This window comes from Leuconostoc litchii, assembly GCF_008107645.1.
Classification (GTDB): domain Bacteria; phylum Bacillota; class Bacilli; order Lactobacillales; family Lactobacillaceae; genus Leuconostoc; species Leuconostoc litchii.
In genome coordinates this window covers 903,150-923,392 of record NZ_SDGY01000001.1, presented here as the reverse complement: position 1 = coordinate 923,392, position 20,243 = coordinate 903,150, and the positions used below count along the sequence as shown (strand labels likewise).

Below are 20,243 nucleotides of genomic sequence, written 5' to 3'. Positions count from 1 at the left end.
ACATGTCACTTACAACATTAGGGAATCACCCTAAAGAAGAATATGCATTAGTTGAAATTGCAACGGCCATTTTGACAGAGCATAAAGAAACAATGCCTTTCAGTTTATTAGTCCAAGAAATACAAGAATTTTTGGGAGTTGATGCGGAAGCATTCAAGCCGCGTCTGTCACAATTTTACACTGACTTAAACACTGATGGTTCGTTTATTTCACTTGGTAATAATGAGTGGGCATTACGTGCATGGTATCCAGTTGATGCTATTGACGAATCAATTCATGAATTGGACGACGAAGACGACGCGCCAAAGCGCAAGAAGTCATCCAAGAAAAAAGTTAATGTATTTGCCGATAATGCTTCCGATGACGATGTTATTGATTATAATGACGACGATCCTGAAGATGAAGATTTCGGTACAGTTGCTGCTGATGATGCCGAAACCGATGATGATGAGGTCGAAGTTGAAGATGATGACGAGAGTAATGATATCGATTTGTCAGATGATGAATCAATCGATGCCAATATGACAGAATTATCTGGTGGCGATGATCTTGATGATCTTAGTGATGGTGATCAAGAAAAGTAATTTAGAATGAAAACTATCCTTCGTGATAGTTTTTTTGTTATGTTACAAAAAAAGTTATAGCATAAAATGCTTATAAATAGGCATTTTTACTACTGTTTTAGATAATTGTAAAAAAAAATAATTTAAATTCAAAAAAAGGGTTGCTTTTTTGAATGAAAGTCTGTATTATATATAAATGTGCTAAGGCATAAGAAATGCTCCTGTAACTCAGTTGGTTAGAGTAGGGGATTTTTAATCCCAAGGTCCTCGGTTCGAATCCGAGCGGGAGCACTGACGTAAAAGTTGGCGACCTTTGGGATAATCCATTAAAGAATCGTTCTATTGAGAACGATTCTTTTTTTGTTTTTAAAAAGAATATGATGTTTTAAAAATGTACTTTACAAACCGATATAAAATAGTGTATTATTGATAAAAACGTTGATGAGGACGAGTACCGATAGTTATTGTTTAAGAGATGTCATGGTTGGTGAAAATGACACGCAATTATTGGGAAAACTACCTCAGAAGTGACATACGAGTAGCACGAGTGAAAGTATGACCGGATTCATTGGTCGTTATCCTGATGACAGAGTTTAAATAACAGCTCTATAAATGAAGAAGTGTTTAATACTTCGTTTATGTTGTTTATTTAATGAATACATGAGGTGGTACCGTGCTTAAAAGCACCCTTAGATAGTAATATCTAAGGGTGCTTTTTGTTCGTATAGAAAAGAAGGAACTTTTGATGGCTGAAAAGCAAAATAGAGAATTAAATAGAGATTTATCATCACGTCAAATGCAAATGATTGCCCTTGGTGGCACAATTGGCGTAGGCTTGTTCATGGGGTCGGCAGCGACAATTAAATGGACGGGTGTTTCCGTGCTATTAGCTTATGCTATTGCTGGATTGGTTTTATATTTAGTGATGCGAGCTTTGGGAGAAATGCTTTATGTAGACCCATCAGTTGGTTCGTTTGCTAATTACGCAACGAAATATATTCATCCAGTAGCTGGATATCTCACTGTCTGGGCAAATGTATTTCAATGGTTAACAGTGGGTGTCAGTGAAACAATTGCTGTTGGTATGTATTTGGACTACTGGTTCCCTAACATTCCTAGTTGGGTCACAGGAGTTGTCGTCTTAGCGATGTTAACCGCTGCTAACTTAGTTACTGTGAAAGCATATGGTGAAATGGAAACTTGGTTTTCTCTGATTAAAGTAATCACCATTGTATTTATGATTATTTTAGGTTTGCTAGTCATTCTATTGGGACTTGGTAATCACTGGCAGCCAATCGGTTTTTCAAATTTGTGGATGCATGGACCATTTTTTGCTGGTGGTATTAAAGGTTTCTTTTTCGCTTTGTCGATTGTAATCACTTCTTATCAGGCAATTGAAATTATTGGGATTACAGCAGGTGAAGCAGATAATCCACAAGTAGCTATTGTTAAATCAATTAAATCGATTGTTGCTCGCATATTAATTTTTTATATTGGTGCTATATTTGTTATTATTACAATCTATCCGTGGGATAAATTAGATCAAGTTGGTTCACCTTTTGTGGAGACGTTCTCACGTGTTGGTATCACTGCGGCAGCCGGGATTATTAATTTTGTGATGATGACAGCGGCCATGTCGGCTTTGAATTCTGGAATTTTTTCTTCTAGTCGTATGCTATACACGTTAGCTCTAGGCAAAGAACTATCACCAAAGTTCCTTAAACTTTCCAAGCATCGTGTGCCTACGCTGCCAGTGTTAGCTATTTCAGGTGGTATTTTAATAGGTATTATTTTAAATGCTGTATTACCATTGTTTTGGCACGGTAGCTCGAGTATCTTCGTATTAGTATATTCAGCAAGTACATTGCCTGGAATGGTGCCTTGGTTTGTCATTTTATGGAGTCAAATTAAATTCCGAAAAGAAAATGCCAGTAAAATGGTAAATCATCCTTTCAAGATGCCATTTGCACCATATACCAATTATTTTGCGATTCTGATGTTAATTGTGACACTTGTGTTTATGGTGTTTAATCCGGATACTCGAGTTCCACTTTTTATTGGATTAGGATTCCTAATTATAATGACTATTGTATTTTTTACAACAAGAAAGAAACATCAAAAAATTAAATGAGATGCTTGTCAAAAACGCCTTAAGCGTTTTTTTATTTGTCTAAAACTTGACAATAACATTTTAGTAAACTAAAATGTTATTTACGGTTTACTAAAAGGAGAATATTATGAAAACCAAAGCGTTGGCGACATCAGCGATTATGTTAGCTATAATTATTGTGATGGGAGCCATTCCCAGCATACCATTAGGCTTCATTCCGGTTCCGATAGTTTTGCAAAATATGGGTATTATGTTGGCAGGAATTATTCTCGGAAAAAAATATGGATTTTTTACAGTAGTCGGCTTTTTGTGTTTAGCTGCCCTAGGGTTACCAATTTTAAGTGGTGGACATGGTGGCTTTGTGGTCTTTGTTGGACCAACTGCTGGGTATCTATATGCATATCCAATCGCAGCATTTCTAATTGGTTGGGCATCAGAATGGCTCATTAAAAATAACAAATTCAGTTTTTTTCCGCTATTAATTGTAATATTACTTTTCGGTGTTTTATTAATTGATATTTTGGGAGCGATTGGTTTAAATATAGTAGCTAATATGCCACTAGATAAGGCATTACTTTACCAAGTAGCCTTTATTCCGGGTGATATTATCAAATCTGTCTTGGGTGTTGCGATAGCGATGATTTTGAACAAGAGGCATTTTATCTTGTGATTAAAGGAATTAATGTAGATTACCAAGGACGATGTCAACATTGGCATAGTGTAGTTGATATTGTTGCTAATCTCTGTGCGAAATGTAAATGTTTTTATGCTTGTTATGAATGTCATGACGTAATGAATTTGCATAAATTTGAACCAATGTCTATTAATAATGAAGAAAGGGCCGTGATGTGTGGCGTGTGTAATTATCAAATGACTGTTTGGTCATATCAACATTCGAATTATCAATGTCCTAATTGTCATCACGCATTTAATCAGCGTTGTTCATTACACAATAATACATATTTCTGTTAAACTAAAATTATGAAAACATCTGAACAGCTTTTAGGATACTTTGTCAAACATGAAAGTGAATATTTAAGCGGGGAAACATTAGCCAATCAATTAGGCGTTAGTCGAGCTGCTATTTGGAAAGCTATTCAAAAGCTGATTGAAAGTGGTCATGAGATTGAAAGTCAACACAGAAAAGGGTATCGCTATAAGGAGACTGGCGTCTTGAGCGTTCCCGTGATTAGAGCATTAGTATCTTCTGATTGGGATATACAATATTTTGAGCAACTAGGCTCTTCCAATGCTTATGCTAAAGAAGCTTTAGCAATAAAAAAAATAATGAAACCGACTGTCATTATTGCTGATCAACAAAATGCTGCTTATGGTCGGTTTGGTCGTTCATTTATTGCACCGCAGCAAACGGGGATTTATTTATCATTTGCTTTGCCTATGAGCGATGATAATCATATTGTTCTTCAACCAGGATTAATAACAACCGCGACGGCTGTTGTTGTCAGAAACGTTATTAAAGAAACCTTGGGGCATTTGTTATCTTTCAAGTGGGTCAATGATTTGATATACGAGGATAAAAAAGTTGGTGGTATTTTAACAGAGGGTGTGGTAAACATAGAATCACAAAGTCTAACTTCATTAGTTGTAGGTATTGGATTAAATTTAATTCAACCGAATAACTTAACAGATGACCTAGATAAAAAAGTTGGTGGTATTGTTTCAGACCTGGTTTTCTCAAGAAATATTATTATTGCTAAACTAGTTGATGCTTTTTCTGAGATGGTTGATTGCTATCAAACAGGTGCTTATTTACCTGAATATAGGGCCCATAATATTGTACTAGGACATGAAGTTACAGTACGATTCGGTGGTCAACAGATAACTGGTACAGCTATTGAGATCAGCGATCAGGGAGAGCTGATTTTATCGTCATCAGAAGGCAAAAAAATAACGGTATCGTCGGGTGAAATTACTAAAGTTTCTGTTAAAGGTAAGCATTATTAATCAATAAAATGAAGAATATATTTGACAAATCCCCCCTAAATCTGTAGTATATATTAGGGCTCCCATTTAATGGGACAGACGTTAAAAGCTCCCAAGTTAATCTTGGGGGTTTTTCTATTTTATTTTATCCCCTGGTTGTCGCAATAAAACGTGTTAAGCCAATGCACGTTTGAATTATGAGGAGGCATTATGGCAGAGAAACAAGTGAAGTATATTTTTGTTACTGGTGGTGTTGTATCATCTCTTGGAAAGGGAATTGTAGCAGCGTCATTAGGTCGTTTGCTTAAAAATCGTGGATTGAAGTTAGCCATTCAAAAGTTAGATCCGTACATCAATATTGATCCAGGAACAATGTCACCATATCAACACGGGGAAACTTTTGTTACTGGTGATGGGCTAGAAACTGATTTGGATATGGGACACTATGAGCGTTTCATGGATATTAATACGAATATGTATTCCAATGTGACAACAGGGCGGATTTATTCTGAGGTTTTGGCAAAAGAACGCCGTGGTGATTATAATGGTGGCACTGTTCAAGTGATTCCTCATATCACAAATGCCATTAAAGAAAAAATGCAAAAAGCTGCTGAATCAACAGATGCTGATGTGGTGATTGTTGAAGTTGGTGGAACAGTTGGTGATATTGAAAGTTTGCCATTTGTGGAAGCTTTGCGTCAAATGAAGTCTGACTTAGGTAGTGAAAATGTTTTCTACATTCATACTAGTTTGATTATCTACTTAGCTGCAGCTGGTGAAGCTAAAACAAAGCCAACACAACATTCTGTAGCACAGCTGCGTTCACTAGGAATTCAACCAGACATGATTGTATTACGTACACAACGTCCACTTGAAGAAGGATTAAAACAAAAAATTTCGACTTTCACAGATGTTAATGCAAATGCAGTCATTGAATCTCGTGATGTTGAAACGCTTTACGAAATTCCATTGAATTTACAAGCACAGGGAATGGATGATGTTGTCTTAGATAAGCTAAAGCTTGAAGCTCCTAAAGCGAATATGACTGAGTGGTCACAGATGGTTGAATCAATCAAACATCCTAAGAAGACAGTTAATGTGACATTAGTGGGTAAGTATACAGACCTACCTGATGCTTATATTTCTGTCAATGAGGCCTTGAAGCATGCAGGCTATTCTCAAGATACTGATGTGAAAATTAATCATGTGAAATCAGAGACTGTGACATCAGAAAATGTTGCTGAATTGTTAGCAGGGGCTGATGGTGTGATTGTTCCTGGTGGCTTTGGGGAACGTGGTACAGAAGGTAAGATTCAAGCCATTCGTTATGCGCGTGAAAATAACGTGCCGTTCTTAGGTATTTGTCTAGGTATGCAGCTTGCATCAATTGAATTTGCTCGTCATGTATTGGGGTATACAGACGCAAATTCAACAGAACTAAACCCAAATACGTCAGCGCCAATTATTGATTTGATGAAAGATCAAGCTGATGTTGAAAATCTTGGTGGAACGCTAAGATTAGGGCTTTATCCAGCAATGCTATTGCCTGGTACTTTAACTGCTAAAGCCTATGGTGATCAAGCGGAAGTCGACCAACGGCACCGTCATCGTTACGAATTTAATACGCAATACCGTGAAGAATTTGAAAAAGCTGGTATGTTGTTCTCAGCTACATCACCTGACAATCGCTTGATGGAAGTTATTGAATATCCTAAGAATGATTTCTTTATTGCAGCACAATATCATCCAGAATTTTTGTCAAGACCAGATCGTCCTGAAGGTTTGTATCATGACTTTATTGCTGCTGCGTTAAAAAGCAATTAATGCACACTATTTTTTATTGAAAACATTAAAATATCCTTTTTAACACATTGCTGTTAAGAAGGATATTTTTGACTTTTAAAGTTAAGGCAGACAAATTTGATAAACAAGGTATAATAAAAACATGTTAGCAAATACGTCACAACATATTGAACAAAAGTTAGTCTTGTTGCCTAATGAACCAGGATCTTACCAAATGAAAGATGAAAACGGTAAGATTATTTATGTGGGTAAAGCCAAAAATCTTAAAAATCGTGTACGCTCATATTTCAAACAAGATCATGATGGTAAAACTGCCGAGTTAGTATCAAAAATAGTTGATTTTGATTTTATTGTCACTAATTCGGATAAGGAAGCATTTTTATTAGAAAATGAGTTAATAAAAAAACACAAACCATACTATAATATCCGTCTAAAATATGGTACAGGTTACCCTTATATTAAGATTACTAAGGAACGTAATCCTAAAATGGCGTTAGTCAACGAAGTCAAAAAAGATGGTGGTTTCTACTTTGGTCCCTATCCTAACGTTTATGCTGCTCAAGAAACACTTAGATTCTTGGAAAAAAACTATCCATTACGCCGCTGCAATGGTCCGCAAGGACGACCATGCTTGTATTATAATATGGGCCAATGTTTAGGCGCATGTTTTCGTGATGTGCCCGTACAGGAATATACAGATCAAATTAACCATATTAAAAAATTTCTCGATGGTGACACGAAAAGTGTTAAGAAACAAATTATCGAAAAAATGAATTTAGCGGCTATATCGCTGGAATTTGAACGTGCTGCGGATTTGCGCGATCAATTGAAATATATTGATGAAACAGTAGAAAGTCAACGTGTTTTATCAAAGGATACAACACCTAGAGACCTATTTAACTTTTATATGGATAAGGGTTGGATGACCGTTGAGGTATTTTTTCTTCGGCAAGCACGCTTAATTCGGCAATTTAAACGTACTTTTTCAATTGTTGGTGAAGCAGATGAAGAGTTGTCGAGTTTTATTCAACAATTTTACTCTCAGAAAAATATTCAAAAACCTCGTGAAATTTTAGTGCCGCATGGTATTGATACAAAAGCACTGTCCGCTGTTTTAGAACTTCCAGTTAGAATACCCATACGTGGTGAAAAACGTGAGTTGCTTGATCTAGCTTCAAAAAATGCTCGCATCGTATTGGAAGAAAAATTCCGATTAATGCAGCTTAATGAACGTAAAACAACTGGAGCTATGCAAGAAATTACTGATGCTTTACATATTCCGATGGGACATCGTATTGAAGCATTCGATCATTCACACACGCAAGGGGTTGAAATTGTCAGCGCAATGGTTGTTTTCGAAGACGGTATCCCAAATAAAACTGAATATCGTAAATACAAAATCAGATCAACGAATCACGCTGATGAATGGGCAGAAACTCAGGAAGTGATCCGTCGACGATATTCTCGTCTTTTAAAAGAAAAAGGTAACTTACCTGATTTAATTTTAATGGATGGGGGTGAGATCCAATTACATGCAGCAAAGGAAGTCTTAGAAGATGAGCTTGGACTGAGCAACATACCGATTGCAGCCATGGTGAAAAATAATAAACATAAAACAGCAGATTTAATTGATGGGCATACAAATCAAATAGTCACACTCGATAAACAATCAGAAGGTTTTTTCCTAGTTCAGCGTGTGCAAGAAGAGGTACATCGGTTTGCCATTAATTTTCATCGACAATTACGCTCTAAGAATTCGTTATCTTCTCGTTTAGACACGATACAGGGTGTTGGACCTAAAACACGGCAAAAACTCTTGAGAGAATTCGGTTCATTACCGAAAATTACGGCTGCTAGTGTTTCGGATTTAGTAGCGATTGGGATTAATGAAAAGTTAGCACGTGTTATTCACCTGTCTCTTTCAGCTGGTGATCATGGCTAAAAAATTCTATGTATGGTAAACTAGAGTGTTAATTATTCGCAAGCTCTTTATAGTAGAGCAGTAAAGGAGAAAAGGCGCTGCGGGTTTAGTAGATTAAATTAATAAATATTTAATTTTATTAATTAATAGTCACAAACTACCTGCTTACGCTCTAATAAATATGGCATTCGTAGATCAAGCACAAATAGAAGTAAAAGCTGGAAAAGGTGGGGATGGGATTGTTTCATTCCGTCACGAAAAGTTCGTTGCAATGGGGGGGCCTTTTGGTGGTGATGGCGGCCATGGTGGTTCCATCATTTTTAAAGTTGACGAAGGACTTCGTACATTAATGGATTTTCGTTATAACCGGCACTTTAAAGCACAACCAGGTGGTAATGGTGGCACAAAAGGGATGACCGGGGCCTCAGCTGAGAATCGAGTGGTCAAGGTGCCTCAAGGAACAACCGTAACAGACGCTGATACTGGTGAAGTATTGGCTGATATGCTCGATAATGGTCAAGAGCTAGTTGTTGCAAAAGGTGGCCGTGGTGGCCGTGGTAATATTCATTTTGCCACACCAGCTAATCCAGCACCAGAATTATCAGAAAATGGTGAACCTGGTCAAATTCGTAATCTTAAACTAGAGTTAAAGGTATTAGCTGACGTCGGTTTAGTAGGGTTTCCATCAGCTGGAAAATCAACGTTGTTGTCAGTTGTTTCAAATGCTAAGCCCAAGGTAGCAGCTTATCATTTCACAACCTTGTCACCAAATATTGGCATGGTTCGTTTAGAGGATGACCGTGATTTTGTAATGGCCGATTTGCCAGGATTAATTGAGGGTGCGTCACAAGGCATAGGACTAGGATTTCAATTCTTGCGACATGTTGAACGCACTAAGGTGATCTTACATTTGGTAGACATGTCAGGTATTGAAGGAACAGACCCTTATACACAATATCGTAAGATTTTAGATGAGTTACAACAATATGACGAAACAATTTTGAATCGTCCACAAATTGTTGTGCCAACTAAAATGGATATGCCGGATTCAGAAGAAAACTTGGTGAAATTTAGGGCTGAAATTGCTGCTGAATCAGGGTTGCCTGGAGTACCTAAAATTGTTCCGATTTCATCTATCACACGTGATGGTGTTAAAGATTTGATGCGTTTGACGGCTGACATGTTAGCTACGGCTCCTGCACCTGAAAGTTATCGTCCTGAAGTTGAAAAAGATATTACTGAGAAAAATTATACTTTCAAGCCAGAAACACATGATTTCACAATTGAATGGGTTGAAGAAGAAGAACGTTGGTTGCTTAGCGGAGCTGAGATTGAAAAGTTATTCTTGATGACTAATATTCAGCGTGATGCAACAATTATGCGATTTGCTCGTCAACTACGTCATATGGGTGTTGATGATAAACTTCGTGCTGCTGGCGCGAAAGATGGTGATGACGTCCGAATCAATAATTCGGATTTCGTATTTGAATTTAGCGAGTAAAATGAATAAAAAAGTTTGCCGAATTCGGCAAACTTTTTTTATTCAAAATTAATTATGGAAGGACTAATATTGTTCTTTTAACATAAGAAAGATTCATTTAGATATTTTATTCACAAATTTACCACTACTCAAATTTTATTAAGAGTGCTATGATGAATTTATTAAGAAAAAATTGAGGCAAATTAATCATGGCAAATAAGAAGTATGGTGCAGATATTGTTACAGACAGCTTAGTCAATCATGGTGTTGACTTAGTTTTTGGTATTCCAGGTGCAAAAATTGATCGTTTGTTTGAAACGTTGGAGCATCCAGCTGAAGGACAAAAGGTACCTAAATTAGTTGTGACGCGTCATGAACAAAATGCGGCTTTTATGGCACAAGCATTTGCACGTATCACCGGTAAAACTGGTGTTGTTGTTGTAACTTCAGGCCCTGGTGTTGGTAATCTTGCAACAGGATTAATGACAGCCAGTGCTGAAAGTGACCCAATTGTTGCTATTGGCGGACAAGTACCACGAAAAGATTTGTATCGTTTGACCCATCAATCAACGAATTCAGTTGCATTATTTAATCCAATTACTAACTTTTCTTCAGAAATACAAGATCCAAACAATATTTCAGAAATCATTGCTAATGCATTTGCTGCAGCAAATGGTGCAAAAAAAGGTGCAGCCTTTGTGTCATTACCACAGGACGTTGATGATGCGCCTGTCGACGTTGAAGCCATTCCAGAAATTGCTAAAGCCCAACAGGGACCAGCAGCAGTTAACGATATTAAATGGTTGGCTGATCAGATTAAAGACGCTAAATTGCCGGTTATTTTAGTTGGTTCTCGTGGTTCTGATGATGCTACGGTTAATGCGTTACACAAACTGCTTAAACAGACGACTTTGCCGGTAGTTGAGACATTTCAAGGCGCTGGTGTCATTTCAAGAGAACTTGAAGAAGAAACGTTCTTTGGACGAATTGGTTTATTCCGTAATCAAACGGGGGACAAATTATTACGTCAATCCGATTTAGTTGTAACCTTAGGATATGATGCAATCGAATACGAACCACGCAATTGGAATAAAGAAAATAATTTGAATATTGTTGCGTTAGATACAGTGCCTGTGCAAATTGATAATAACTTCGCACCACAACGTCAATTAGTTGGTGACTTAGCACAAAGCTTAGAAATTTTAACTGAAAATATCGATGGATATGCATTGTCTTCAGAGAGTAAAAAAATATTAAGTGACTTTAAGAATGATTTACGTGCTTCAGACAAGCCATCTTATACACCAGCAGAAGCTAATTTGAATCATCCATTGGATATTATTCGATCAATTCAAGCGCATGTGACAGATGAAATGACAGTTTCTACTGATATTGGATCACATTACATTTGGATGGCACGTCACTTCAAATCATATGTGCCACGTCATTACTTGATTTCGAATGGCATGCAGACCTTGGGTGTTGGATTACCTTGGGCAATGGCGGCAGCTATGGTTCGCCCCAATGCTAAGTCGGTATCTGTTTCTGGTGATGGTGGCTTCTTCTTCTCAGCTATGGAATTAGAGACAGCTGTGCGCTTGGGATTAAACACTGTCCATATTGTTTGGAATGATAACGCTTATTATGATATGGTTAAGTTCCAAGAAGAAATGAAATACAATGGCCAGTCAGCGGGTGTTAAGTTTGGTAACATTGATTTGGTTAAGTATGCCGAAAGTTTTGGTGCCAAAGGCTTGCGTGTCACTAATCCTAATCAACTTGACAACGTATTAGATGAAGCATTTGCTACAGAAGGTCCTGTTGTTGTCGACATACCAGTTGATTACTCTCATAACTATGAATTAGGTTCACAATTGATTGGATCTGAAGGATAAAAGTTAAATAAGACGATAAAAAAGGTAAGTTCATTATGAACTTACCTTTTACTTTTTTGGATGTGTTTCAATGGTACGTGTTAACAAAATACTCTCTAGTACTACAAACACAAGTAAACGTGGCCAAAACGCAAGGCCTAATACTTTATTCGTTAAAGTATCTGTTAGTACAAAAGTGCAGCCAGCATAAATAAAGTAAAATAGGATTAATAGCTTATATGGGATATTTGAATTGTTGACTAAACGAGGTAATTGAATTAAATAGACTAGGGCAATTATCGTAGTAACCAATAGCATTAATCGAAATTTGATACTGCTTTGGGGGTGTATAAACCAAAAGTCAACATGGCCCAGGCCAGCAATGAAAATGATAAAAAATAAATCATAGATTCGTACTGTTGTGGAACGACCACCGTCCCAATTATCTAATAAATTATTCAACATAAAGACACCCCAAGTTTAGTCTATCACTTTATTCGCAGGCGTACTTGATTATCGAATCAGTCTCATACCCAATCACCTGAGCGAAAGACAGGAACAATTTTATCATCTTGAGTAACACCATCAATAGCCATATCATTTGAACCAATCATAAAATCAACATGTTCATCTGAGATATTCCATCCGCGTTTCGCTAAATCCTCAGGTTGTGATGTTTTACCACCGATGATATTAGAGGCGTAGGCTGCACCAATAGCTAAATGATCCGAAGCATTTTCATCGAAAAGAGTGTTATAAAATAATACGCCACTTTGTGCAATAGGTGAAGGATCTGGCACGAGGGAAACTTCTCCAAGTGATTTTGATCCTTCGTCAGTATCAATAATTTTTTGTAATATATCTAAACCAGTTGAAGCATTAGCCTGAACAATTCGACCATCTTCAAAATCCAGTTCAATATTTTCAATAAGATGACCTTGATATGATAAAGGCAGTGTTGCTGCTACATGCCCATTGATATTTCTATTATCTGGCGCTGTAAATACTTCTTCTGTAGGCATGTTAGGAATAAAAATGTTCCCGGCTTTATCTTGTGAAAGGGCTGCTTCCCATATATGTCCTTCAGCTAATCCAATTGTGAAGCATGATTTTGAATTTTGATAATGTAGTTCTTTAAAATTCTGTTGGTTTAGCCACTCAGCTTTATTTTTTAGCGTTTCAATATGTGTATTCCAATTTTCAATGGCATCGCTGTCATCATCAATACGAACATCTTTAAAAATTTCGCTCCATAGTCTATCAACTGCTGCTGTTTCAGTTAAGTCAGGGAAAACTTTTTTAGCCCAATCTTTTCCGGCTGCTGCAACGACAAGCCAAGAAATATCATCTTTCATTGTCGCCTCGCGTACCCGATATAATGCTTTTTGTTTAGCCTTCGTTAATTTACCCAATCGTTCTGCGTCGATGTCGGCTAGACCATCTGGATCCTGTGAAAGAAGTGAAATTCGAGAAGCGAACTTATCCATTAATTGATTGGCTTTGGCTACTTGATAATCAGGTATATGAGTTAAGCGTGATGTAGAAGTATGGTTTAAAAATTCTTTTGTAATGGTTTGGTCAGACCACTCCAACACAACTTCTTCGGCACCGGCTTTATAGGCCTCAGCAACAATTTTACGTGCGAAATAAGCCTCATCAACTGCTGCGTAGAGGATGATTGTTTGGCCCGGTTGAACATTCACACCTTTTTTAACAATAAGTTCAGCGTACTTATTAAGTTTTGTTTCTAAGGACATAATTTTTCTCCGATAATTTATTATAGTATGTTTATTAATTTTGCCATTAATTAGCCATATTTACAAGATGACTATTACTGATTTGTCATTTTTACAAGGTATCTCATTAGGCGCAAATAGTTTTTTTCTTGTATAATGAATACTATGGAAAATGTATTTACAAATGCTACGCAGTATAAAACTAAAAAACTATTAACATTCATTTCTTCGCTATTAATCATATTAGGTGTAGTTCTATCATTCACAGTTTGGTTTTTTGCGAAGCCGGTGATATCAAAATCAATTGATATTCCTGATGGATTTTCGGTGCAAGGGGTTTCACTGAATCAAACGTCAAGTTATATTGATTTTGACAATCTTGCCAACAATAATATCAATTTTATTTATATGCGCACGACTTATGGAGATTCTTCTATGGATAGTGGCTACAAATCGAGTCTCTCGCGCGCAAAATCAGCTCACTTAAAAGTGGGTACAATTCATGTATATGATGCTAGTGTCACTGCAGCGGCTCAATCACAATATTATATTGATAACGTTGGTAACAGCATAGGTGAATTGCCAATTGCCATTTCCGTAACGAGTGATCAAATTAGTACAGCAACATCTAAACAACGTTTAGCTTCTTTGGTTCAAACTTTGATTTCACATTATGATCATGATGTGATTATTTATACGACACCGGCAATTCAGAAAAAGTTATCATCGACAATTAAAAATACAAAGTATTGGTTAATAGAAGACAACACAAAAGATACAAGTAGCAAAAATTTATTTATTCAATATGATGAAGATCATACGATAGGAACGGGGTTGAAGGCTATTAAAATGCCAACAACAGTGTTTAATGGCACGCAAAAACAATTTGAGGTGTACAAATGATTAAATTAGGAATTATTGGTACGAGCTGGATTACAGCGATGTTTCTAGATGCGGCAGTCCAAACGAAAGCATATGAATTAACGACAGTTTATTCACGTTCACAAGAAAAGGGACAAAAGTTCTTATCATCGTTAGCTTTTAATACAGAGAATGTTGATGTTGTTACAACTTTAAGTGATTTATATCAAAATGTTGATGCGGTTTATATAGCCTCGCCCAATGCATTGCACTTTGAACAAGCAAAAGTGGCTATTCAATCTGGGGTACATGCAATTGTCGAAAAACCATTATTTAGTAATCCGGCTGAGTTTAAACAAATAGAAAATTTGTTGGCGACACATCCTGATGTGTTGTTATTTGAAGCAGCGCGACACGTTCACCAACCTAATTTTAAGTTGATACAAAGTATCGTCAAAAAAATGCCGAAACTACAGGGAGCGACGTTAGTGTATCAGAAGTACTCTTCCCGATATGATGCTTATTTGGCTGGAGAAGAGCCAAATGTATTAACAAAGAAATATAGTGCTGGTGCATTATATGATTTAGGTGTTTATCCAATATATGCTGCATTAGCAATTTACGGTGCACCAAATGCTGTACAATATCTACCAACGCTCTTGCGCAATGGTGTAGATGGCAATGGTGTAGCGAACTTATTTTACAGTGGGTTTAATGTGACAGTTATTTTTGGTAAAACATCTAATTCTTATTTATCCAGCGAATTTTATGGCTTAAAGGATACAATTAGTGTAAGTAATATTGCAGAATTAGAGAGTGTCATTTATCATGACAGTGCGGGACAAGTCAATAGTGTGGGGGCCAAACCAGAGAATAATCCAATGGTTCGAGAGGCGCAAGATTTTGCAAATATAATAAACGACCCAATTGAAAATCATGCGGAATATAACCAATGGTTACAGTTGGCGAAGCAAGTTAACCAAACATTGTTTGATTTGCGTCAATCTGCTGAAATTGAATTTCCAGCAGACATAAAGGAATAAAATGAAACCAGAACTTTTAGAAAAATTTAATGCATCTTTTGATAAACCAACGCCAATTCAAGATGCTGTATGGCAACGCTTGACAGATGGAGATTCAATATTTGGTTTAGCACCAACTGGAACTGGTAAGACAATAGCTTTTGTATTACCAGTTTTATCTCGTATTGATGTGAATGTGAAACGCACACAAGTGTTAATTTTATCTCCGAGTCAAGAACTGGCTATGCAAACCACCCAGGTTGCACGAGAATGGAGCCAAACAATTGGTGTCAGTGTGGCTAGTTTGATTGGTGGCGCTAACGGCCGTCGACAAGCTGATAAAATAAAAAAAGACAAGCCGCAAATTGTTGTTGGTACTTTAGGACGTGTCCTGACAATGGTTGAAGGGGGCGTGTTGAAACTAGATAATATTACAACTGTGATTTTTGATGAAGCTGATGCTATGTTAACTGAAGAGCGTCATGATAGTTTGCAAGAACTATCAGAGTATTTGCCAGCAAAAATTCAGTTAGGTTTATTTTCAGCAACTTCAGGTGTTGATTTGAACTATGTCAATGAAACATTTCAGCAAAAAGTGCATCCTATTTCGGTAGGAACAGATGCACCAGTGTCTATTAAACATGAGTTTCAGTATGTTGATCAACGTGCTAAGGCCAAAATGTTAATACAACTGGCTCGTAATAAGCAACAGGCTTTAGTATTTTTTAATACAATTAGTGGTCTGGTGAATATGCAAGCTACATTACGTCATGCACACGTCAGTGTAATGAGTATTGGCAGTAATGATAAACGCCAAGTGCAGCGAGCAGACGCATTACGTTTATTTAAAAAAGGCGAAGTAGCGTTACTACTAGTTACAGATGTCGCAGCTCGAGGGCTGGATATTGAAGATTTACCGTTGGTCGTTAATGCCCAGTTACCACAACGAAAAAAAACTTATGTTCATCGATCTGGTAGAACAGGACGAATGGGGAAAGTCGGGCGTGTTTTGAATCTGGGTAATGATCATGACATTCGTGATTTAAAGCGTGAATTAGGGGATGCTTTTGAATTGGTTAAGGCTGATTATGTGTTGGATAATTCACTAGCGAAAGTAGAAAAAAAACCTAGTGATAAGAATAACGCTAATCAACCAGCAGCAAAAAATATTGAAAATCATCTCACTAAACAAACTAAACAAGTTATTCAGAAAGAAAAAAACGTTGAAATTATTGCTAAACCTCAAAAGAAAAAGAGAGCAAAGCACAATAAAGACAAGGGAAAACCAAATTGGGCAAAAAAAAGTGGTAAGTAAACAATTATTTTCTCCATCGTATATTGATTAAAGCGCACGCAACTAGTTATTGGGTGCGCTTTAATATTCATGTGTTAGAATAATATAATATAGTTTAAATAACATTGTGAAATCAATGAAGAGGAGGGAAGATGCCAGAGCTACCAGAAGTTGAAACGGTCAGAAGGGGACTGGAAAAATTGATTGTTGGCAGTAAAATTACTGATGTCCAATTACCTTATCCTAAGGTAATTACGGGTGATTCGCAACAATTTGTTACGGGTGTGCTGAACGCTGAATTTGAAAAAATTAGTCGTAGGGGTAAATATTTATTGTTGCAATTGAGCAATCAACACACGATTGTTTCACATTTAAGAATGGAAGGACAATATTCAGTTGAACCTTCTGATACAGAACCATACAAGCACACTGAAATTATTTTTGGTTTGTCTGATAATCGCGCTTTATTTTACAATGATACGAGGCGATTTGGTCGAATGATTTTAACAACCACTGGATTTGAAATGACAGAAGTGCCGTCATTAGCAAAATTAGGTCCAGAACCTACAGAAGAACAGTTAACGTTATCTTACATGAAGACCATTTTTGCTAAGTCAAAACGTCCAGTCAAAACTTTTTTGCTGGATCAGACGCAAATAGCTGGTATAGGAAATATTTATGCTGATGAAGTTTTGTGGCAGAGTAAAATTCATCCTAAGACACCAGCAAGTATGTTGAGCGATGTCGAACTAATTGTTTTAAGAGAGAACATTATTACAGAAATTAAACGTGCAACCGACCATCATGGTACAACTGTACATAGTTTTAGCAACGTTTTTGGAGAAGTCGGAAAATTTCAAAATGAATTAGAAGCATATGGTCGTGTCGGAGAATCTTGTTTGCGTTGTGGCGCAACAATGATCAAAATAAAAGTTGGACAACGTGGTACAACTTTTTGTCCTGTTTGCCAAGTGGAGAAGAAATAAAATGAATCAAGAACCTATTAGTATCATTGCTGTTAAGCGTGATGCAAAGAAATTAATGAAAGGACGATTTGGAACTGCTGTTAAAATAAACATCATAGCCATTATTATTATGATTTTAACCATGTCTACGCTATCTTTTCTGATATATGCTATTTTCAAAGATACTAGTATTATGAATGTTACTGATATTTCTACGAATACGACAATAGGGTCTAGTCGCGGGCAAGATGCCATTGTCTCTGTCTTACAAGATGCTGCAGCGATGATATTCACATGGTCAGTCTCATGGACAATTGTTGACTGGTTTAATAGTCCTACAAAAAATCCAAAATTTATTCAAACGTTCCAAATATTTAGTAATGGTAAATTCTTACAAAGTTTACTGTTGACCATTGTCCAGTCAATGTTAATTTTTCTTTGGACAATGTTATTTACTATTCCAGGAATTATTAAGAGTTATTCGTATTCACAAACTTATTTTAGTTATAAAATGGACTTAGATGCTGGCAAGCAAGCAAATGCGTTGACAGACTATATTACCATTAGTAGAAAAGTAATGAATGGGCATAAGTGGGAATTGTTCCTATTAGATTTAAGTTTTATTGGTTGGCATTTATTAGGGATTTTAACTGCTGGCCTAGCTTATATTTATGTAATTCCTTACCTCAATGCGACAAAAGTAGCCTATTCACGTCGCTTGTTTGGTTTAAGTAATACAGTTAACGAGGATAAATAAATGTTGAAAATAGGTTTAACAGGCGGTATTGCTACAGGAAAATCAACGGTGAGTACGATGCTTCGAGAAGCTGGCTTTCCGATTGTTGATGCTGATGTAGTCGCACGTGAAGTTGTTGAACCAGGAACCCCAACGCTGGAAAAAATAAAATTAGCTTTTGGACCTGATATCATAGTAAATGGCGTGTTAAATCGTCAGCGCTTAGGTGAAATTGTGTTTCAAAATGGCGCAGAATTAAAAAAATTGAATGACATTATACAACCTGCCATTAGTAGCGCTTTGATAGATAAAATTAGCTTTTGGCGTCTTCAAAATGTACCAATATTAATTTTAGATGTACCATTGTTGTTTGAAAGAGATTATGATAAAAATAATTCAGTAGATAAGATAGTTGTTGTTACGGCTGATGAAGAAGTACAATTATCACGTTTGAAAACTAGGAATAATTTGAACAAAATAGAGGCGCGTAATCGCGTTAAAGCACAATTACCTATGACACAAAAAATAGCTGGAGCCGATTATGTCATAGACAACAACGGTACAATTGAAGAATTACAAGAACAAGTAACAGCATTAATTAGTAAATTAAAGGAGAACTCATCGGCACATGGGCAGTCTTGATGGCACAATTGAATTTCATGCTAAGGCTGGTGTTTTTATACAATCAAATACACCGATTACGTTATCTGATTTAACTCGAACTTTTGATTTATACACACCATTTATTGGTGCAACAGGGTATGCTCTGTATCATATGTTGGTTAATGAATTGCCTTATAACACACAATTATCAGCTCGAGAAGACCATAATTTTATTTTAGATAGTTTAAATATTAGTTTACCCGATTTTGTTAAGGTTAGAAGACGTTTAGAAGCTGTTGGGTTACTTACAACTTTTCATACAACAGATGCTTTGGGAGAAATTTATACCTATCAATTATTTGCACCTTTAGATGTTGTGAGCTTTTTTCAAGAAAAATTATTAGCGGGTCTTTTATTCAAATATGTAGGTGAAGAACGTTATTTACTTTTACAACAACGTTATGCTGTTCAAGGACAGCCGCAAATAAAAGGGGACAATATATCTGCTAAATTTTTGCAAGTATTTAGACATGATGCCACATCTAACATACCCGTTTCTGATATCCAGAAAAATCAATCCAAAATTGAACTAAACAGCCAGTTTGACTTTGATAGTTTTTCCACATTAGTTCGCGGGACAACAGCCGAAAAGGTGGCACAACATCGTGACTTTTTAGTTTCTATGCATGTTATCTATGGTGTTGATGAGATCACCTTAGCTGGATATACATCTCAGGCGATTACACTAGATACTCACGATGTTGATGAAAAGATTTTGCAGCAAATTATGCGTAAAACTCGTGCAAAAAAGCCAATTGAGGCAGCACCGCAACAACAATTACCACAAAATCTTTCAAATGAGATGCAAAAATTAATTCAATCCGCCAAAAGTTTAGCGCCAAATGCCTTTATAGAAGATGTTAAATTTAAAAAAGGTGGTGGCTTTGTTACACGCAGTGAATATTATTTCATTAGTAAGATGATTAAAGATGTAAGACTTAAACCAGAAGTAGTCAATATGTTAATTTGGTATGAGTTAGTGAAACGCAATAGAGATACTGTTAATGTTGATACAGCTGAAACAATTGCGAATTCATGGTTGAAAATTCAGGTTAATACGGCTGAATCAGCATTGCAGGCGATTGAAAAGTATCAACCGAATCATAACCGTTCTAGCAAACGTGAGTATCAGAAGAAAGCAGTTCATGTGGAACCAAAAATGGCTGTTGATGCTGTACAAAATGATGCTACTAAAACTACCTCAGTTAATGAAGTTGCCGAAGCCTTAGCTGAATTAAAAAAAATGAATATTAAGACTAAGAATTGAGATT

Annotated in this window: 17 protein-coding genes, 1 tRNA gene and 1 other annotated feature; of the genes, 16 read left to right on the top strand and 2 right to left on the bottom strand. The window is 36.5% G+C overall.

The genetic code is table 11. The features are described from left to right. The first annotated feature begins 2 nt into the window (after positions 1–2). The 9 genes from rpoE (at position 3) to alsS (ending at position 11,716) form a co-directional block, all read left to right on the top strand. Positions 3–584: a DNA-directed RNA polymerase subunit delta gene (gene rpoE, locus ESZ47_RS04530; protein WP_148605148.1), complete on the top strand. Its 582-nt coding sequence runs from the start codon at positions 3–5 to the stop codon at positions 582–584. A 196-nt stretch (positions 585–780) separates the two neighbouring features. After that, a tRNA-Lys gene (locus tag ESZ47_RS04525) sits at positions 781–854 on the top strand. Between the two features lie 138 nt (positions 855–992). Further along, positions 993–1,257: a binding site (T-box leader), on the top strand. Positions 1,258–1,308: 51 nt separating this feature from the next. Then, complete coding sequence (locus tag ESZ47_RS04520; protein WP_148605146.1) at positions 1,309–2,694, top strand: amino acid permease; 1,386 nt, start codon at positions 1,309–1,311, stop codon at positions 2,692–2,694. Positions 2,695–2,800: 106 nt separating this feature from the next. Next, a complete protein-coding gene (locus ESZ47_RS04515; RefSeq protein ID WP_148605144.1) occupies positions 2,801–3,343 on the top strand; it encodes a biotin transporter BioY in 543 nt (180 codons plus the stop codon). A gap of 311 nt (positions 3,344–3,654) precedes the next feature. Continuing rightward, positions 3,655–4,638, top strand: a complete 984-nt coding sequence (locus ESZ47_RS04505; RefSeq protein ID WP_148605141.1) for a biotin--[acetyl-CoA-carboxylase] ligase — start codon at positions 3,655–3,657, stop codon at positions 4,636–4,638. A gap of 189 nt (positions 4,639–4,827) precedes the next feature. Beyond that, positions 4,828–6,441, top strand: coding sequence for a CTP synthase (locus ESZ47_RS04500; protein ID WP_148605139.1), 1,614 nt, complete (start codon positions 4,828–4,830; stop codon positions 6,439–6,441). A 121-nt stretch (positions 6,442–6,562) separates the two neighbouring features. Next, on the top strand, positions 6,563–8,362 hold the full coding sequence (uvrC, locus tag ESZ47_RS04495; protein ID WP_148605137.1) for an excinuclease ABC subunit UvrC: 1,800 nt from the start codon (positions 6,563–6,565) through the stop codon (positions 8,360–8,362). Between the two features lie 160 nt (positions 8,363–8,522). After that, on the top strand, positions 8,523–9,842 hold the full coding sequence (gene obgE, locus ESZ47_RS04490) for a GTPase ObgE (RefSeq protein ID WP_148605135.1): 1,320 nt from the start codon (positions 8,523–8,525) through the stop codon (positions 9,840–9,842). A gap of 188 nt (positions 9,843–10,030) precedes the next feature. Next, complete coding sequence (alsS, locus tag ESZ47_RS04485) at positions 10,031–11,716, top strand: acetolactate synthase AlsS (protein ID WP_148605134.1); 1,686 nt, start codon at positions 10,031–10,033, stop codon at positions 11,714–11,716. A gap of 48 nt (positions 11,717–11,764) precedes the next feature. Here alsS and ESZ47_RS04480 read toward each other — a convergent pair whose 3' ends face one another. Both ESZ47_RS04480 and ESZ47_RS04475 read right to left on the bottom strand, forming a co-directional pair. Further along, the gene (locus ESZ47_RS04480; RefSeq protein ID WP_148605132.1) at positions 11,765–12,160 is read right to left on the bottom strand and encodes a hypothetical protein; all 396 of its coding nucleotides are present in this window, start codon (positions 12,158–12,160) and stop codon (positions 11,765–11,767) included. Between the two features lie 62 nt (positions 12,161–12,222). Continuing rightward, on the bottom strand, positions 12,223–13,452 hold the full coding sequence (locus tag ESZ47_RS04475; protein WP_148605130.1) for an aminopeptidase: 1,230 nt from the start codon (positions 13,450–13,452) through the stop codon (positions 12,223–12,225). A gap of 144 nt (positions 13,453–13,596) precedes the next feature. On the opposite strand from ESZ47_RS04475, the gene ESZ47_RS04470 reads away from it, so the two are divergent. From ESZ47_RS04470 to ESZ47_RS04440, 7 genes are all read left to right on the top strand, one after another. Continuing rightward, positions 13,597–14,334, top strand: coding sequence for a GH25 family lysozyme (locus ESZ47_RS04470; protein WP_148605128.1), 738 nt, complete (start codon positions 13,597–13,599; stop codon positions 14,332–14,334). Then, complete coding sequence (locus ESZ47_RS04465; RefSeq protein WP_148605126.1) at positions 14,331–15,335, top strand: Gfo/Idh/MocA family protein; 1,005 nt, start codon at positions 14,331–14,333, stop codon at positions 15,333–15,335. Before ESZ47_RS04470 ends, ESZ47_RS04465 begins: the two co-directional genes overlap by 4 nt. A gap of 1 nt (position 15,336) precedes the next feature. After that, positions 15,337–16,629 carry a DEAD/DEAH box helicase gene (locus ESZ47_RS04460; RefSeq protein WP_148605124.1) on the top strand — a complete coding sequence of 431 codons (1,293 nt, stop codon included), beginning with the start codon at positions 15,337–15,339 and terminating at the stop codon, positions 16,627–16,629. 131 nt (positions 16,630–16,760) lie between these two features. Then, positions 16,761–17,594 (top strand): bifunctional DNA-formamidopyrimidine glycosylase/DNA-(apurinic or apyrimidinic site) lyase, encoded by an 834-nt coding sequence (gene mutM / locus ESZ47_RS04455; RefSeq protein WP_148605123.1) that lies wholly within the window; start codon positions 16,761–16,763, stop codon positions 17,592–17,594. Position 17,595: 1 nt separating this feature from the next. Beyond that, complete coding sequence (locus ESZ47_RS04450; protein ID WP_148605121.1) at positions 17,596–18,330, top strand: DUF975 family protein; 735 nt, start codon at positions 17,596–17,598, stop codon at positions 18,328–18,330. Further along, positions 18,331–18,951, top strand: coding sequence for a dephospho-CoA kinase (coaE, locus tag ESZ47_RS04445; protein ID WP_148605119.1), 621 nt, complete (start codon positions 18,331–18,333; stop codon positions 18,949–18,951). It begins immediately after the preceding gene. Continuing rightward, positions 18,938–20,239 carry a DnaD domain protein gene (locus ESZ47_RS04440; protein WP_148605117.1) on the top strand — a complete coding sequence of 434 codons (1,302 nt, stop codon included), beginning with the start codon at positions 18,938–18,940 and terminating at the stop codon, positions 20,237–20,239. The genes coaE and ESZ47_RS04440 overlap by 14 nt, the downstream gene beginning before the upstream one ends. The last annotated feature ends 4 nt before the right edge of the window (positions 20,240–20,243 follow it).

Bases quoted from the DNA above. Each gene is read 5' to 3' on its own strand.
- obgE (WP_148605135.1), top strand. From the start codon at position 8,523: ATGGCATTCGTAGATCAAGCACAAATAGAAGTAAAAGCTGGAAAAGGT.
- ESZ47_RS04520 (WP_148605146.1), top strand. From the start codon at position 1,309: ATGGCTGAAAAGCAAAATAGAGAATTAAATAGAGATTTATCATCACGT.
- ESZ47_RS04500 (WP_148605139.1), top strand. From the start codon at position 4,828: ATGGCAGAGAAACAAGTGAAGTATATTTTTGTTACTGGTGGTGTTGTA.
- ESZ47_RS04450 (WP_148605121.1), top strand. From the start codon at position 17,596: ATGAATCAAGAACCTATTAGTATCATTGCTGTTAAGCGTGATGCAAAG.
- ESZ47_RS04505 (WP_148605141.1), top strand. From the start codon at position 3,655: ATGAAAACATCTGAACAGCTTTTAGGATACTTTGTCAAACATGAAAGT.
- ESZ47_RS04465 (WP_148605126.1), top strand. From the start codon at position 14,331: ATGATTAAATTAGGAATTATTGGTACGAGCTGGATTACAGCGATGTTT.
- rpoE (WP_148605148.1), top strand. From the start codon at position 3: ATGTCACTTACAACATTAGGGAATCACCCTAAAGAAGAATATGCATTA.
- ESZ47_RS04470 (WP_148605128.1), top strand. From the start codon at position 13,597: ATGGAAAATGTATTTACAAATGCTACGCAGTATAAAACTAAAAAACTA.
- coaE (WP_148605119.1), top strand. From the start codon at position 18,331: ATGTTGAAAATAGGTTTAACAGGCGGTATTGCTACAGGAAAATCAACG.
- ESZ47_RS04460 (WP_148605124.1), top strand. From the start codon at position 15,337: ATGAAACCAGAACTTTTAGAAAAATTTAATGCATCTTTTGATAAACCA.
- ESZ47_RS04440 (WP_148605117.1), top strand. From the start codon at position 18,938: ATGGGCAGTCTTGATGGCACAATTGAATTTCATGCTAAGGCTGGTGTT.
- mutM (WP_148605123.1), top strand. From the start codon at position 16,761: ATGCCAGAGCTACCAGAAGTTGAAACGGTCAGAAGGGGACTGGAAAAA.
- ESZ47_RS04515 (WP_148605144.1), top strand. From the start codon at position 2,801: ATGAAAACCAAAGCGTTGGCGACATCAGCGATTATGTTAGCTATAATT.
- uvrC (WP_148605137.1), top strand. From the start codon at position 6,563: ATGTTAGCAAATACGTCACAACATATTGAACAAAAGTTAGTCTTGTTG.
- ESZ47_RS04480 (WP_148605132.1), bottom strand. From the start codon at position 12,160: ATGTTGAATAATTTATTAGATAATTGGGACGGTGGTCGTTCCACAACA.
- ESZ47_RS04475 (WP_148605130.1), bottom strand. From the start codon at position 13,452: ATGTCCTTAGAAACAAAACTTAATAAGTACGCTGAACTTATTGTTAAA.
- alsS (WP_148605134.1), top strand. From the start codon at position 10,031: ATGGCAAATAAGAAGTATGGTGCAGATATTGTTACAGACAGCTTAGTC.